Genomic DNA, 14,785 nt, shown 5'->3' with positions numbered 1-14,785 from the left:
TGCAACGTGTGCGTGCAGATCAGGTCCAGCCGACCAGCTCGAACAGCTTCAGGATCAGGTACGCACAACCGCCTGCTGCCGGGATGGTCAGGATCCAGGCCCAGACGATGCGTTCGATCACGCCGAACTTCAGCGAGCGCGGGTTCTTGGCGAAGCCAACGCCCATGATCGCGGTGGAGATGCTGTGCGTGGTCGAGACCGGCATGCCGAAGTGGGCGGCCAGGGTCAGGATGGTGGCCGAGCTGGTCTCCGCGGCGAAGCCGTGGATCGGGTGCAGCTTGACCATCTTGTGGCCCAGGGTCTTGATGATCTTCCAGCCCCCCGAGGCGGTACCGGCAGCCATCACCACCGCACAGGTCAGCACGATCCACATCGCGATGCCGTCACCGGCATGCGCATCCGGGTGCATGAAGGCCAGCCAGGACGGCAGGTCGTTCAGTGCGCCGGTGGCTTCTGCACCGATCAGTGTCATGGCGATGATGCCCATGGTCTTCTGCGCATCGTTGTGGCCGTGGGCAAAGCCCATGTAGGCCGCCGAGGCGATCTGCGCCTTGCCGAAGAACGCGTTGACGATGCGCGGGCGGGCCAGGCGGCCGATGGCACCACCGATCTTGGCCAGGCCGGCGATCAGCGCCCACAGCAGCACCATCACCACGATGCCGAGCAGGAAGCCGGCGATCGGCGAGGTGATCATCGGCACGAACACCTTCCACAGCAGGCCCTTGTTCTGCGCCCAGCTGCCCAGCCGCTCGGACCAGATCAGGGCGTCCCAGTTGTTGTGGGCCGCAGCCAGGCCGGCGCCGCAGAGGCCACCGATCAGGGCGTGCGAGGACGAGGACGGCAGGCCCTTCCACCAGGTGATCAGGTTCCAGATGATGCCGCCCAGCAGGGCGCACAGGATCACCTGCGGGGTGACGTCGACCACGTTGGTGTTGAGCAGGCCCGAGGCGATGGTCAGCGCCACCGCGGTACCGGTCAACGCGCCGATGAGGTTCATGAAGGCGGCCAGCATCACCGCCCAGCCGGGCGAGAGCACCTTGGTCGCCACCACGGTGGCAATGGAGTTGGCGGTGTCGTGGAAGCCGTTGATGAACTCGAAAACGAGCGCGGCCAGGATCACCACCAGGACAAGGGTCAACATGCGGCGGCGTCCGTCAGCTGTTCTTCAACACGATCTGGTACGCCACCACGCCGGCCTCGCGGCAACGGTCGATGGCCTTTTCCAGGATCTCGAAGAATTCCTTCAGCAGGAACATCTGCAGGTTGTCCAGGCGGCCCGAATAGATGTCGCGGTACAGCTCGAGCATCAGGCGGTCGGCCTCGTTCTCCAGCGAGCGCAGCTTCTCGTTGAGCGCGGTCATCCGGTCCAGGTTCATGTGGCGCAGGTCGGCCACCATCTCCACCACCACGCCGGCGGCCTGTTCCAGCATCGCCGCGCGCGGAGCGAAGTCGATGTGCTCCAGGTGGGTCGTGGCCAGCGAATAGCGATCGGCGAACTTCTCGATCTGCTTCGGAATCTTGTACAGGGCCGAACCCAGCGCTTCGATGTCTTCGCGCTCGATCGGGGTCATGAAGCTGTCTACCAGCGCCTGGCTGATCTTGTCCGAGGCCGCGCGCTCGCGCAGGCGGGCCAGCTTGAAGGCGTCCAGCGCGGGCTGGCGGTCGGCCTCGCGCAGCATGGAATGCAGCGCCTTGGCGGCGTCGGAGGCCGCGACGGCAGCCTCATCAAGCAGGGTGTAGAACTGTTTGCCGGAACCGAAAATGGTCTGCAGAGAGAACATTGAGAAACCTGTCAGCCGTCGCGGGAAGGACGGCACCAGACGGAATTATGACGGCTAGATGACCATCACGGGTATCCCCGTACCCTTTCGGGGCTCTGGAGCCCCCAACCTGAACAGGCGGTTGCCACCCTGCCACGCCCCTTTGCTAAGATGCCAGCGCGCCCTCGGGCGCACCTTATGGACGACGACCCTTATCCCCCTGCGCCGCGCCGGACCCTGTTCCTGAGCGCCAGCCGCCATCGCAAGCACCCGCCCTCCCTGCCACCAACCGGGGACGATGCCCGTGTTTGAAATGATCCTGATTGTCTTCGCGCTGGTTCTCCTGAACGGCTTCTTCGCCATGTCCGAGATGTCGGTCATGACCTCGCGCAAGAGCCGCCTGAAGCAGATGGCCGCCACCTCCAAGCGCGCCGCCAAGGCACTGGAGCTGTCGGAGAAGCCGGAGAGCTTCCTGTCCACCGTGCAGATCGGCATCACCGTGATCGGCGTGCTGACCGGCTACCTCGGCGGTGATGCGATCGGCGACGCGATCGCCGGCTGGCTGCAGGGCCTGATGCCCGGCTTTGCGTACGCGCGCGAGGTAGGCACCGCCCTGGCGGTCTCGCTGATCACCTTCATCACGCTGATCTTCGGCGAACTGGTTCCCAAGCGCCTGGCCCTGACCCGCTCCGAGGCCATTGCCGGCCTGGTCGCCATGCCGATGAGCTGGCTGGCCAGGTTGGCCCTGCCCTTCGTCTGGCTGTTGTCCAAGACGACCCAGCTGGTCCTGCGCCTGTTCGGCCTGGGCAAGGATGAAGTCGCCTCGGTGACCGAAGAAGAGATCCGCATGCTGGTGGCCGAGAGCCACGAGGCCGGAGTGATCGACGCCCACGAGCGCGACATGATGAACCGCGTGATGCGCCTGGGCGACCGCACCGCCGACAGCCTGATGACCCCGCGCAACCGCATCGCCTGGCTCGACACCCAGGCCGGGCTGGAGCGCAACCTGGAAATCATGGCCGAGCACGAGTTCTCGCGGTACCCGGTGTACCGCGACAACGACATGGACGTGGTCGGCGTGCTCGAACTGAAATCGCTGGCCACGCGCATGGCGCGCGGCGACAACGCGCTGTTCCAGACCCTGCGGGAACCGCTGTACGTTTCCGAATCAACCCACGCGATGAAGCTGCTGGAGATCTTCCGCGAGGAACAGCAGTCGATGGCGCTGGTGGTGGACGAGTACGGCGAGATCCAGGGCCTGGTGACCATCAGTGACCTGATGGGTGCCGTGGTCGGCCGCCTGCAGGCGGTGGAGAACGCCGACGAAGATGCACTGGTGGTGACCCGCGAGGACGGCTCGCTGCTGGTGGACGGCTCACTGCCGATCGAAGACGTGCGCGAACTGATCGGCAGCAACGACCTGCCCGACGCCGAGGACGGCGACTACTACACGCTGGCCGGCATGTGCATCCACTACTTCGGCCGCATTCCGCACGCGGGCGAGTACTTCGACTGGGCCGGCTGGCGCTTCGAGGTGGTCGACCTGGACGGTGCGCGGGTGGACAAGCTGCTGCTGCGCACGTTGTCCGACGAGCAGGCCGATGAGCTCACCGCCTGAGGCCGGCCAGGGCCCGGGCGCCCAGCGCCCGGCCTACCGCAACGAGGGCATCCGCACCCTGCTGGAGATGTTCGCCTCCGGCGATCCGGCCGAGCACATGCCGCTGGGCCAGATCCTGTGCAACCTGCAGCAGGGCGCGTTCGGCGTGTTCCTGTTCGTGGCGATCCTGCCCTCGTTCATTCCGATTCCGGGCATGGGCGGCGCGGTCAGCGGTCCATTGGTGATCCTGATCGGCCTGCAGATGCTGTGCTGCCTGCGCCGCCCCTGGCTGCCGGGCTTCATCGCCCGCCGCGGGCCAAAGCGCGGCACCATGCACCGTTTCCTGGACCGCATCGACCGCCCGCTTCGGCGCCTGGACAAGATGCTGAAACCACGCATGCCGCAACTGCTGACACCGCTGCCCGCCCACGCCTTCAGCGGCCTGCTGCTGGTGTTGCTGGGCCTGCTGCTGTCGCTGCCGATTCCCTTCACCAACTTCCTGTTCGGCTTCCAGCTGCTGCTGTTCTCGTTGGCGCTGCTGGAACGCGATGGCGCGCTGATGCTGTTCAACTGGATCGCGGCGCTGGCAGCGATCGCATTCTTCGGTTTCAGTTCGGGGCAGCTGGTGGGCTATACGGTGGAACTGTTCCAGCGCTGGTTCTGAGCCGGAAGCCGGTAGAGCCGGCCGCTGGCCAGCACTACCACTACCGGACATCGGCCATCACCGAAGGTCGATGAACCCGTTGTCGGCCAACGCCGCCGGTTCGTCCTGCACCGCCGACAGAACGAAACTCAGCGCCGTGCCCAGCAGAGTGCCCGGGCCATCCCAGTATTCGGCACTGTCGGCGCGCACATGGATCAGGCGAAGGTTGGGGTCATCCTTGCCACCGGGGAAGAACAGCTTCATCACCGGTGACCACAGCTCCTCGATCTTCGCGCGATCATCGACCACGCGTGCCCGCCCCGCCACCGACACGTAGGTGTTCTTCGAGGGCGAGGCGTAGGCCACGTTGACCCGCGGATCGAGCGCGATCTCGGCCACCTTCGGGCTATCGCCGGTGATCACGAACCACAGGTCACCGTCGAAGGCGACCTGCTGGGTGGCCAGCGGCCGGCTGTAGAGTCGCCCGTCGACGCCGGTGGTGGTGAACATGGCCACCTCCACGTCCTTGATCAGCTCGGCCAGTTGGGCAATGTGTTCGGCACGGGTCTCGGCCATGGTGGGGACTCCAGAAGTGGGAGCCCCCATCAGACGCGGATCGGCCGCAACAGGCCGTGACGCAATTGTTCAGCCCGCGTGGCGGGCGTGCCAGGCCTGCATCGCCAGTTCGAACGAACGCAGGCGTGCGCGGTGGTCGTACAGATTGGCGGTGAGCATCAGTTCGTCGGGCTTGTGCCGTTCGACGAAGGCGGCGATGCCCTCGGCCACCTGCTGCGGATCACCCAGCACGGTGCAGGCCAATGCCCGCTCCACACCCAGCTTTTCATGCGGTTCCCAGAACGATTCGATGTCGTCGATGGGCGCCGGAATCTTGCCCGCCCGGCCACGGCGCAGATTGACGAAACTCTGCTGCTGGCTGGTGAACAGGCGGCGTGACTCGGCTTCGCTGTCGCTGGCGACAACGTTCAGGGCCAGCATCGCGTGCGGCTGCTTCAACGTGGCCGAAGGGCGGAACTCGCGGCGGTACACCGCCAGCGCTTCGTCCATCACGTCGGGCGCGAAGTGCGAGGCGAACGCATACGGCAGGCCCATCGAGGCGGCCATGCGCGCACCGAACAGGCTGGAACCGAGGATCCAGGTCGGCACCCGCAGGCCACCACCTGGAACCGCCTGCACCGCCTGCCCGGGCTGTACCGGCTCGAAGTAGTGCAGCAGCTCGCGCACATCCTGCGGGAACTGGTCGGCGCTGTCGAAGTAGCGGCGCAGTGCACGCGCGGTCGGCTGATCGGTGCCCGGCGCGCGGCCCAGGCCGAGGTCGATGCGATCCGGATACAGCGAGGCCAGCGTGCCGAACTGCTCAGCCACCTGCAGCGGGGCATGGTTCGGCAGCATGATGCCGCCGGCACCGACGCGGATGCGCTTTGTACCCCCGGCCACATGGCCGATCAGCACAGCGGTGGCCGCGCTGGCGATGCCGGGCATGTTGTGGTGTTCGGCCAGCCAGTAGCGGCGGTAGCCCAGCGCATCGGCGTGCTGGGCCAGTTCCAGCATGTTGGCGAAAGCGGCTGTGGTGTCACTGCCCTCGCAGACCGGGGCCAGGTCAAGGATCGACAACGGGATCATCAGGCGTTTTTCCGTCACAGGATCCCCCATGCATGGGGACGGCCCGGCGCCGCGGCCAGTGACGGTGGCGGGATGCTGATTCCCGTGGGGGCAGGTTCAGCGCCCACCGGATCGTGTAGAGCCGAGCCCATGCTCGGCTGCCGTTCGTCGACCAACAGCGGCCGAGCATGGGCTCGGCGCTACAGAGGCGCGGTCAGAACGCGCTGGGGCGCGGCTCCGGCAGCGGCTGGTCCACCATCGGCTTCAGCTCGGCGTCCAGCGCCACGCGCTCATCGAACACGAAGCAGCGGCCTTCGTAGCCTTCGCCGCCCACCTCCTCGAAGTAGCCGAGGATGCCGCCATCGAGCTGCAGTACATTGTCCATGCCGTCATTGACCATCCACAGCGCGGCCTTCTCGCAGCGGATGCCGCCGGTGCAGAAACTGACCACGGTGCTGCCCTTCAGCGCCTCGCGATGCGGCGCCAACGCCTCGGGCAGGTCGGTGAACTTGTGGATGGGCAGCACCAGCGCGTCCTTGAAGGTGCCGTACTCCACTTCCTGCAGGTTGCGCGTGTCGAGCATCACCACCGGCTTGCCGGCGTCGTCATGCCCCTGGCGCAGCCACCGCTGCACCGTGGCCGGATCGACCGCCGGCGCACGCGGATAGTCCAGCGGCTGGCCATCATTGCGGCGGAAACTGATGATCTCGTCCTTCACCTTGGCCTTCAGCCGCGCGAACGGCTGGTGCTCACTGAGGCTGGTCTTGACCCGCATATCGGCAAAGCGCGCGTCGGAACGCAGTGCCACGTAGAAACCCTCGACCGCCTCTGGCGCACCTGCCAGGAACAGGTTCAGCCCCTCGCCCGCCACCAGGATCGTGCCGCGCAGCTCCGCCGCCTCGGCACACGCCAGCAGCTGGTCGCAGAGGGCCTGGGGAGCGTCGATGACGGCGAAATGGTAGGCAGCGGTATTGGCGATCATCCCGCCATTTTAGCGCCAGAGTGCCCCAGGGTCAGATTTACCCGTTCATCCACGCATGGGGTGGGTCTGCTGTGTCGACCAAGGTCGATACCTACCAACAGCCGCGCCATCCCACGGGAACCAGCTTTTGACGTTGACGTTGCCGTTGCCTCTGCGGGTGCCGGGTGCAACCCGGCCGAACCCCCTTACCCCCGCAATAACACGAACGGCAGCAGCACCAGCGCCGCCGCACCGGCCATCGCCAGCAGCACCAGCACCACATACCCCGGTCGGCGCCGGAACAGGCTGCCGAACGTCTCCGCCGTCCCCTCGCGCAACGCCTGCTCGCGCTCGGCACGGATCCGCGGCCCGCGTTCGGCCTGATACTCCGCCATCAGCGCCTTCGCACGCGGATGATCGGCGTCCTCGCGCAGCCACAGGCCGCCGTTGGAAATGCCCCAGGGGCTGGGTTCGGTGCGATACCAGGCGATGCCGTGCTGGTCGAGCAGCGTGCAGACATCGGCATATTCGTCGTCACCGACATTGCGCAGATTGAGCAGGAGTTTTGCCATGTACCCATGATACCCGGCGCCGATGCGCTACCCTTGCCGCCCTCGCCCTGCGCCCTTCCGGAGACGCCCGATGCGCCGCCTGCTGCTTCCCCTGCTGCTGTCCCTCGCCGCCGCTGGCTGCACGACCGAACCGTCCGGCCCGCCGCCCGGCGGCACCCTGACCACCTTCGAGCGCATCGATACTGTGCCCGGCACCGGCGCCGAAGCCGTCTCCGGCAGCAAGGTGACCGTGCACTACACCGGCTGGATCTACGACAACCGCACCGAAACCAAGCACGGCAAGACCTTCGACAGCTCGGTCAGCCGTGGCGAACCGTTCACCTTCGCACTCGGCGCCGGCCAGGTCATCCGCGGCTGGGATGAGGGCGTGGCCGGCATGAAGGTCGGCGGCAAGCGCACGCTGATGATCCCGCCGGACTACGGCTACGGCGACCGCCGGGTTGGCCCGATTCCGGCTGGCTCGTCGCTGGTGTTCGACGTCGAGCTGCTCGATGTCAAACCGTAATACTGCACTGCCCCAGCGGGTCGCCGTCATCGGCGGCGGCCCAGCCGGCCTGTTCGCCGCCGAGCGCCTGTGCGCCGCTGGGCTGGAGGTCGACCTGTACGAGGCCAAGGGGTCACCCGGCCGCAAGTTCCTGATCGCCGGCAAGGGCGGGCTCAACCTCACCCATTCCGATCCGCGGCCGTTGTTCGACAGCCGCTACCGCGAGCAGGCTGCCGTGGTCGGCAGCTGGCTGGATGGCTTCGACGCGCAGGCACTGCGTGACTGGGCCGCCGGCTTCGGCGTGGAGACCTACGTGGGCAGCTCTGGCCGCGTGTTCCCGGTCGACCGCAAGGCAGCGCCGCTGCTGCGCGGCTGGGTGCGTCGGTTGAAGGAGCAGGGTGTGCGCCTGCACGCCAACCACCGCTGGATCGGCTGGAGTGATGAAGGCGCATTGCGCTTTGAAACCGAAGACGGCGCCGTTGAAGTACATGCCGATGCCACCCTGCTGGCCATGGGCGGCGGCAGCTGGCCGCAGCTGGGCAGCGACGGCGCCTGGGTCGCGCCACTGCAGGCCCATGGCGTGGACATCGCACCGCTGCAGTCGGCCAACTGCGGTTTCGACGTGGGCTGGACCCCATTCTTCGCCCAGCGCAATGCCGGCGCGCCATTGAAGCCGGTGGTCGCGCACTGGATCGACCTGGCCGGACAGCCACAGTCGCTGCAGGGCGAATGCGTGGCCAGCGAGTACGGCATCGAAGGCAGCCTGATCTACGCGTTGGCGGCGGACCTGCGTGAGACCATCAACCGCGATGGCCACGCGATGCTGTGGCTGGACCTGGTGCCGGGCCGTGACGAGACGCGCCTGCTGGCCGATCTGTCACGCCCGCGCAAGGGCCGCAGCTTCGGCGAGCACCTGCGCCGCCAGGCCGGCCTGGATGCAGTGAAAGCCGCACTGGTGTTCGAGATTCTGGGTAAAGAAGCGGGCAACGACCTGCCGGCTGTGGCGGCTACGCTCAAGCGCCTGCCGCTGCGCCTGCTGCGTCCCCGGCCAATGGCCGAAGTGATCAGCACCGCCGGTGGCGTGCGCCTGGGTGCGCTGGATGATGGCCTGATGCTGCGGGCAGTGCCCGGGGTGTTCTGTGCCGGCGAGATGCTGGACTGGGAGGCACCAACGGGTGGCTACCTGCTGACCGCGTGCTACGCCAGTGGCCTGCGTGCTGCGGAAGGCGTGATCGGGTGGCTGGCGGAGCGGTGACGCCTGCCTTGTAGCGTCGAGCCATGCTCGACTGCGCTACCTGTAGAGCCGAGCACACGCTCGGCTTGAATCAAAAGCAGCCGAGCGTGGGCTCGGCTCTACAGAACGCAGAAAACGGGCGCTCACCACGGCCGGCGCATGCTCACCGAAGCCAGCGCCACGCCGCTGGGATGCGGGTAGGCCTCTTCGCGCACGCTGATGAACCCCTGCCGCTGATAGAACGGCACGGCGTTGAGCGAGGCTGACAGCACCACCTCGCGCTCAGGATCGGCCATCGCCAGCAGGCGCTGCATCAGCGCCTGGCCGATGCCCTTGCCGCCACGATCCGGATCGACGAACAACGCATCGACTTCATTGGCATCGGCATCGAACACGCCAAAGCCGAGCAGACCGCCCTGCTCGTCCTCGGCCACCACGCAGCGACCCTGCGACAACAGCCGCGCGTACTGCGACGGTGGCGGCGAGGCAGACCAGGGCGCAATGACCTCAGGCGGGTAATGACTGCTGCAGGTCTCCCGCACGCAACGCGTGCGCAGCGCCCACAACATGGCCACGTCATCCATGGTGCCGGTCCTGAACTGCATGACATCTCCTTGTAGAGCCGAGCCTATGCTCGGCTGATCTTCGTTCCAACATCGCGATGCGTGATCGAGAAGCAGCCGAGCATGGGCTCGGCTCTACAACATCACGTTATCGCGACTTGCTGGCACGCAGTGCCTGGATCTTCGGCGGCGGCTGGAAGGAATCGCTGCGCGCATCGGCCCAGAACGCATGGAACACCGCATGGTCCGGCACCTTGTGCAGCAGCTCGCCCGGTTCCAGGTAACGGTACAGCGAGGCCAGCGAACGGATCTCCACCGGCGAAACACGGCGCAGGATGTGTTCCGGCCCGAGTTCAGCCGGATCATTCAGGCCCGCGGCACACAACAGTTCCTTCAAGGCATGCAGCGTGTGCTCGTGGTAGCTGTACACACGGGTGGCCTTGTCCGGTGCATCCAGATGCCTCCAGCGCGCGGGATCCTGGGTCGCGATACCGGTCGGGCACTTGTCGGTATGGCAGCTCAGTGATTGGATGCAGCCCAGCGCGAACATGAAGCCTCGGCCGGCATTGCACCAGTCAGCCCCCAGCGCGATGGTCCGCGCGATGTCGAACGCACTGGTGATCTTGCCAGCCGCACCGATGCGGATGCGATCGCGCAGATCGAGGCCGACCAGGGTGTTGTGCACCAGCAGCAGCGCCTCGTGCATCGGCACACCCACATGGTCGACGAATTCCGCCGGTGCCGCACCGGTGCCGCCCTCGGCGCCGTCGACCACAATGAAATCCGGCAGCAACCCGGTTTCCTGCATCGCCTTGGCAATGCCGAACCACTCCCACGGATGGCCGATGGCCAGCTTGAAGCCGACCGGCTTGCCACCGGACAACTCGCGCAGGCGGGCGACGAACTGCAGCAGCTCGACCGGCGTCGAGAACGCCGAGTGACGCGACGGCGACACACAGTCCACCCCCATCGGCACGCCACGCGTCACCGAGATCTCGGCGGTCACCTTCGGCGCCGGCAGCACGCCACCGTGGCCCGGCTTGGCGCCCTGCGACAGCTTGATCTCGATCATCTTGACCTGGTCATGGGTGGCATTGGCAACGAAGCGCTCCTCGCTGAAACCGCCCTTCTCGTCACGGCAACCGAAGTAGCCCGAGCCGATCTCCCATACCAGGTCACCGCCCATCTCGCGGTGGTAGGGCGAGATCGAACCCTCGCCGGTGTCGTGATAGAAGCCGCCCCGGCGCGCGCCTTCGTTCAGCGCGCGGATGGCATTGGCCGACAGTGAACCGAAGCTCATCGCTGAGATGTTGAACACGCTGGCCGAATAGGGCTTGGCACAGTTCGGGCCGATCAACACGCGGAAGTCATGCTTGGCGATGGCGGTCGGTGCCAGTGAATGATTGATCCACTCGTAGTCCACCGCATAGGTGCTGCGCAGGGTGCCGAACGGCACCGTGTCCATCTCGTTCTTGGCGCGCTGGTAGATCAGTGCCCGCTGCTGGCGCGAGAACGGCACGTCTTCCAGGTCGCTCTGCACGAAGTACTGGCGGATCTCCGGGCCGATCGATTCCAGCCCGTAGCGGAAGTGCGCCATCACCGGATAGTTGCGGCGCAGCGTGCTGCGCTTCTGCAGCAGATCCCAGGTCCCCAGCGCCACCATCGCGGCAGTCAGGCCGACGCCCCAATACCAGGCCGGCCAGATCGTGGCCAGCCACAGGCATATCGGGAACATCAGGATGGCGAGCAGGTAGACGATATACCGGTGCATGGCTTTCCTCGGTTGCAACTGCCCCCGAGTCTACCGCGCCGTTCACTGCCCGGGCTTACAAGCGATCGTCAACCACGTTGCGCGGCCAGGCCGATTTCACGTCGTAGACCAGGCCACCCGGCGCCAACAGCCCCCGGATTGCGGATTCATCCATCGCCTTGAAACGGGCGTGGGCCACCGCCAGCACCACTGCGTCATAGCGCCCTGCCCCGGGCTCGGCCACCCAATCCAGGCCCTCGCCGGTCAATGCCGCCGGGCCGACCCACGGGTCGCTGACCTCTACCTGCGCGCCGGCATCGCGCAGCCGTTGCGCCAGTTCCAGCGCGCGGCTGTTGCGCAGGTCCGGGCAATCCTCCTTGAAGGTCACGCCCAGCACCAGGATGCGTGCGTGCGCCGGCACACGGCCACGCTCGGCCAGCATCGCCAGCACCCGCGCCGCCACATGCTCGCCGACGCGGTTGTTGACCTGCCGTGCGGTGTGGATCAGGTCCGGGTGGTAGCCCACGCTCTCGGACTTGTGCAGCAGGTAATACGGATCGACGCCGATGCAGTGACCGCCGACCAGCCCCGGCCGGAACGGCAGGAAATTCCACTTGCTGCCGGCGGCGTCGAGCACGTCCTGGGTATCGATGCCGAGCCGATCGAATATCAGGGCCAGCTCGTTGACCAGCGCAATGTTGACGTCGCGCTGGATGTTCTCGACCACCTTGGCCGCCTCAGCCACGCGCATCGAAGGTGCCGGGAACGTACCGGCGGCGATGATGCGCTGGTACAGACCATCAATCACCGCAGCGACTTCCGGTGTCGAGCCGGACGTGATCTTGCGGATGTCGGCCAGGCGCCGCTGGCGGTCGCCGGGACTGACCCGTTCCGGGCTGTAGCCGCAATAGAAGTCTTCGTTGAAGCGCAGGCCCGACCCCTGCTCCAGCAGCGGCACGCACACTTCCTCGGTGGTGCCGGGGTACACCGTGGACTCGTAGATCACCAGATCGCCGGCGCGAAGATGACTGGCAATCAGTCGTGTCGCCGAACGCAGGGGCTCCAGGTCGGGCTGCTCGTATGCATCGATCGGGGTCGGCACGGTGACGATGTAGACATTGCAGGCATCGAGCAATGCCGGATCACTGCCGAACTGCAGCCGCTGCGCACTGGCCAGCTCGTCGGCTTCCATTTCCAGCGTGTGGTCCTGGCCGCTGCGCAGCTCGGCGATGCGACCGGCATCGATATCGAAGCCCAACGTCGGCCACTGCCGGCCAAACGCCACCGCCAAAGGCAGGCCGACATAACCCAGGCCGATCACGGCAAACCGGGGGGCGCTGGCCGCCGCAACCGGCGCACTCATCGGCACATCCCGTGCAACGGATGCGATCGCACATACGCTGCCATGGCTTCGGCCAACACACTCATCTGCTGCACCACTCCGGAAAACCTGCGCCAGAAAGGCTACAGCCTACCGGCCCCGGCGCCCTGCCGCCAAGGCAGGCTCAGGACCCCAACGCCACCGCGGCCGGTTCCAGTTCACCGTCGGCGCCGGTCCAGGCCTGCAGCAGGCGCTCGAATCCACCACTGCCAAGCAGGAAGCCGGGCCACGCGGCATCGACAATCTGCGCCAGCAGCTCCGGCTCGATCCGCCGCGTGCCCATCGACCAGCGCGGAAATGCGCGCTGCACCACGGGTGCACGGCACAGCACTTTCAGCTGCACGTGGCTGCGCGCGTTGAGAATGCGCTGGAACACCGAATCGATGCCATCCTCCGGGCCCTCGAGATACTGCAGGAAGCGTGCTCCGTCGAACATCAGGACACCGGTGACACCGGCTACACGATTGAATGCCGTGGCGTCGGCCAGCAGGCGGTCAAGATCGGTTGTCTGCAGATCGGCGCGGGCCTCACTGGCATAGGCAATCGCGTGCAGCGACATCAGGTGGCTCCCCCCCTGGGAACGATGGCAGGGACTATGACATGAATGCGATCGACAGTTAAGCACGCCGCCGCCGTGATGCAATCCGGTCGCGGCACCGCAGGTGGGCTACAATCGGCGCCGCGCTGCAGGCCCGGATGGCGAAACTGGTAGACGCATCGGACTTAAAATCCGCCGGGGGCAACCCCATGCCGGTTCGATTCCGGCTCCGGGCACCACGCGAGCGCAGCACACGCTACCTTCAGATCGCCCGCGAGTAACGCGGTTGCTCATGTGCGGCACGCAGATACGGGTCGAAGCACATCGCCAGCAACCGCAGCAATGGCCGCCCAGGTTCGCTGGCACGCACCACGCCATCGCGGTATTCGGCCAGGCCGTCTTCCTGCAGCCGCTGCACCGAACGCAGGTCCTCGGCGAAGTACTGCTCGAAATCCACGCCGTGACGCTGCCCCAGCAGCACGCCATCCACCTCGCCCTGGCACATCAGCTGCTGGATCAGTTCCGCACGCAGCTGGTCGTCGGCACTCAACGCCACGCCGCGCCAGACCGGCAGCTGGCCCTGGTCCACCGCATCCTCCCACGACGGCAGATCGCGCGGATTCTGGCTGTAGGTGGCACCGATGTGGCTGATCGCACTCACGCCCAGGCCGAGCAGATCTGTATCGGCGTGAGTGGTGTAGCCCATGAAGTTGCGATGCAGCTGGCCGGCACGCTGCGCGCGCGACAGATCCTCTTCCGGCAGTGCGAAGTGATCCATGCCGATGTACTGGTAGCCAGCCGCGGAGAGCTTCTCCACCGCCAGGCCCAGCAGCGCCAGCTTGTCTTCCGGCGAAGGCAAGCGGCTTTCGTCGATCTGCTTCTGCGCGCGGAACAGATGCGGCAGATGCGCGTAGCCATACACCGCCAGGCGATCCGGGCGCAGCGCCAGCACCCGTTCGAGGGTGCGGCCGAATCCTTCCAGGCTCTGCCCCGGCAGGCCATAGATCAGGTCGACGTTGACCGAACGCATGCCGCTGTCGCGGCAGGCGCGCAGGATGTCCAGCGTCTGCTGCACACCCTGTATGCGGTTGATCGATTCCTGCACCTGCGGGTCGAAATCCTGCACGCCCAGGCTGGCCCGGTTGAAGCCCAGCCGCGCCAGCATGGCGACGTCGCGGGTGTCGATGAAGCGCGGATCGAGTTCGATCGAGAAATCGCGCTGCGGCGAATCACTGAAATCGAAGCGCCGGCGCAACCCTTCCACCAGCGTGGTCATCGCCTCGGCATCGAGGAAGTTCGGCGTACCACCACCCAGGTGCAGCTGGATCACCTCGCGGCCGTCATCGAACTGCGGCGCCAACAGGTCGGCCTCGGCCAGCACGCGCGAGACGTAACTGTGGCCACGACCGCGATCGCGGGTGATCACCCGGTTGCAGCCGCAGTAGAAGCAGGGGCTGGAACAGAACGGCACATGCACATACAGCGACAGCGCGCGGGCCAGCTGGTTGCTGTCGGAGATCGCCTGGCGGAGCGCCGGCGCGTCGAAGCCATCATGGAAATGCGGCGCGGTCGGATACGAGGTGTAGCGCGGGCCCGGCCGGTCGTGCCGGCGCAGAAGGTCGGGGTCGAAGGTCCAGGCCAGGCCACCGGCGGCGGGAGAGAACGTGTCCATGCCGCCAGCA

Annotated in this window: 15 protein-coding genes and 1 tRNA gene; 5 read left to right on the top strand and 11 right to left on the bottom strand. The window is 66.5% G+C overall.

The features are described from left to right. Positions 1–19 precede the first annotated feature (19 nt). Both M1L61_RS07955 and M1L61_RS07950 read right to left on the bottom strand, forming a co-directional pair. Positions 20–1,141, bottom strand: coding sequence for an inorganic phosphate transporter (locus tag M1L61_RS07955; protein ID WP_019338433.1), 1,122 nt, complete (start codon positions 1,139–1,141; stop codon positions 20–22). Between the two features lie 13 nt (positions 1,142–1,154). Continuing rightward, on the bottom strand, positions 1,155–1,781 hold the full coding sequence (locus M1L61_RS07950) for a DUF47 family protein (protein ID WP_004152833.1): 627 nt from the start codon (positions 1,779–1,781) through the stop codon (positions 1,155–1,157). 292 nt (positions 1,782–2,073) lie between these two features. Here M1L61_RS07950 and M1L61_RS07945 point away from each other — a divergent pair, with 292 nt between their 5' ends. After that, positions 2,074–3,378, top strand: coding sequence for a hemolysin family protein (locus M1L61_RS07945; protein WP_032952709.1), 1,305 nt, complete (start codon positions 2,074–2,076; stop codon positions 3,376–3,378). Further along, positions 3,362–4,021 (top strand): exopolysaccharide biosynthesis protein, encoded by a 660-nt coding sequence (locus M1L61_RS07940; RefSeq protein ID WP_010486010.1) that lies wholly within the window; start codon positions 3,362–3,364, stop codon positions 4,019–4,021. The genes M1L61_RS07945 and M1L61_RS07940 overlap by 17 nt, the downstream gene beginning before the upstream one ends. A gap of 57 nt (positions 4,022–4,078) precedes the next feature. On the opposite strand, the gene M1L61_RS07935 is transcribed toward M1L61_RS07940, so the two are convergent. The 4 genes from M1L61_RS07935 to M1L61_RS07920 form a co-directional block, all read right to left on the bottom strand. Next, a complete protein-coding gene (locus tag M1L61_RS07935; RefSeq protein ID WP_241874935.1) occupies positions 4,079–4,576 on the bottom strand; it encodes a pyridoxamine 5'-phosphate oxidase family protein in 498 nt (165 codons plus the stop codon). 69 nt (positions 4,577–4,645) lie between these two features. After that, a complete protein-coding gene (locus M1L61_RS07930; protein WP_248854542.1) occupies positions 4,646–5,641 on the bottom strand; it encodes an LLM class flavin-dependent oxidoreductase in 996 nt (331 codons plus the stop codon). A gap of 193 nt (positions 5,642–5,834) precedes the next feature. Continuing rightward, on the bottom strand, positions 5,835–6,602 hold the full coding sequence (locus M1L61_RS07925; RefSeq protein WP_010486015.1) for a sulfurtransferase: 768 nt from the start codon (positions 6,600–6,602) through the stop codon (positions 5,835–5,837). 185 nt (positions 6,603–6,787) lie between these two features. Beyond that, entirely contained in the window at positions 6,788–7,153 is a 366-nt protein-coding gene (locus tag M1L61_RS07920) for a DUF6164 family protein (protein ID WP_010486017.1), read from the bottom strand. A gap of 70 nt (positions 7,154–7,223) precedes the next feature. Between M1L61_RS07920 and M1L61_RS07915 the strand changes: the two genes are divergently transcribed. Beyond that, positions 7,224–7,658, top strand: coding sequence for an FKBP-type peptidyl-prolyl cis-trans isomerase (locus tag M1L61_RS07915; protein ID WP_049430655.1), 435 nt, complete (start codon positions 7,224–7,226; stop codon positions 7,656–7,658). Then, positions 7,645–8,892 (top strand): TIGR03862 family flavoprotein, encoded by a 1,248-nt coding sequence (locus M1L61_RS07910; protein ID WP_248854541.1) that lies wholly within the window; start codon positions 7,645–7,647, stop codon positions 8,890–8,892. Before M1L61_RS07915 ends, M1L61_RS07910 begins: the two co-directional genes overlap by 14 nt. 122 nt (positions 8,893–9,014) lie before the next feature. On the opposite strand, the gene M1L61_RS07905 is transcribed toward M1L61_RS07910, so the two are convergent. The 4 genes from M1L61_RS07905 to M1L61_RS07890 all read right to left on the bottom strand — a co-directional run bounded on the left by M1L61_RS07905 (position 9,015) and on the right by M1L61_RS07890 (position 13,124). Next, positions 9,015–9,476, bottom strand: coding sequence for a GNAT family N-acetyltransferase (locus M1L61_RS07905; RefSeq protein ID WP_071305438.1), 462 nt, complete (start codon positions 9,474–9,476; stop codon positions 9,015–9,017). Between the two features lie 106 nt (positions 9,477–9,582). Then, entirely contained in the window at positions 9,583–11,205 is a 1,623-nt protein-coding gene (locus M1L61_RS07900; RefSeq protein ID WP_248854540.1) for an FMN-binding glutamate synthase family protein, read from the bottom strand. Positions 11,206–11,260: 55 nt separating this feature from the next. After that, positions 11,261–12,547: a nucleotide sugar dehydrogenase gene (locus M1L61_RS07895; protein ID WP_248854538.1), complete on the bottom strand. Its 1,287-nt coding sequence runs from the start codon at positions 12,545–12,547 to the stop codon at positions 11,261–11,263. Positions 12,548–12,689: 142 nt separating this feature from the next. Beyond that, a complete protein-coding gene (locus tag M1L61_RS07890) occupies positions 12,690–13,124 on the bottom strand; it encodes a BLUF domain-containing protein (protein ID WP_010486035.1) in 435 nt (144 codons plus the stop codon). A gap of 131 nt (positions 13,125–13,255) precedes the next feature. On the opposite strand from M1L61_RS07890, the gene M1L61_RS07885 reads away from it, so the two are divergent. Then, positions 13,256–13,342 (top strand) — tRNA-Leu (locus M1L61_RS07885). A 23-nt stretch (positions 13,343–13,365) separates the two neighbouring features. On the opposite strand, the gene hemN is transcribed toward M1L61_RS07885, so the two are convergent. Beyond that, positions 13,366–14,775 (bottom strand): oxygen-independent coproporphyrinogen III oxidase, encoded by a 1,410-nt coding sequence (gene hemN, locus M1L61_RS07880; RefSeq protein WP_049455351.1) that lies wholly within the window; start codon positions 14,773–14,775, stop codon positions 13,366–13,368. Positions 14,776–14,785: the final 10 nt, after the last annotated feature.

Origin of the sequence: Stenotrophomonas sp. NY11291 (assembly GCF_023277365.1) — a bacterium.
In the GTDB taxonomy this organism is placed as follows: Bacteria; Pseudomonadota; Gammaproteobacteria; order Xanthomonadales; family Xanthomonadaceae; genus Stenotrophomonas; species Stenotrophomonas geniculata.
This window is presented reverse-complemented; position numbering and strand designations above follow the sequence as displayed.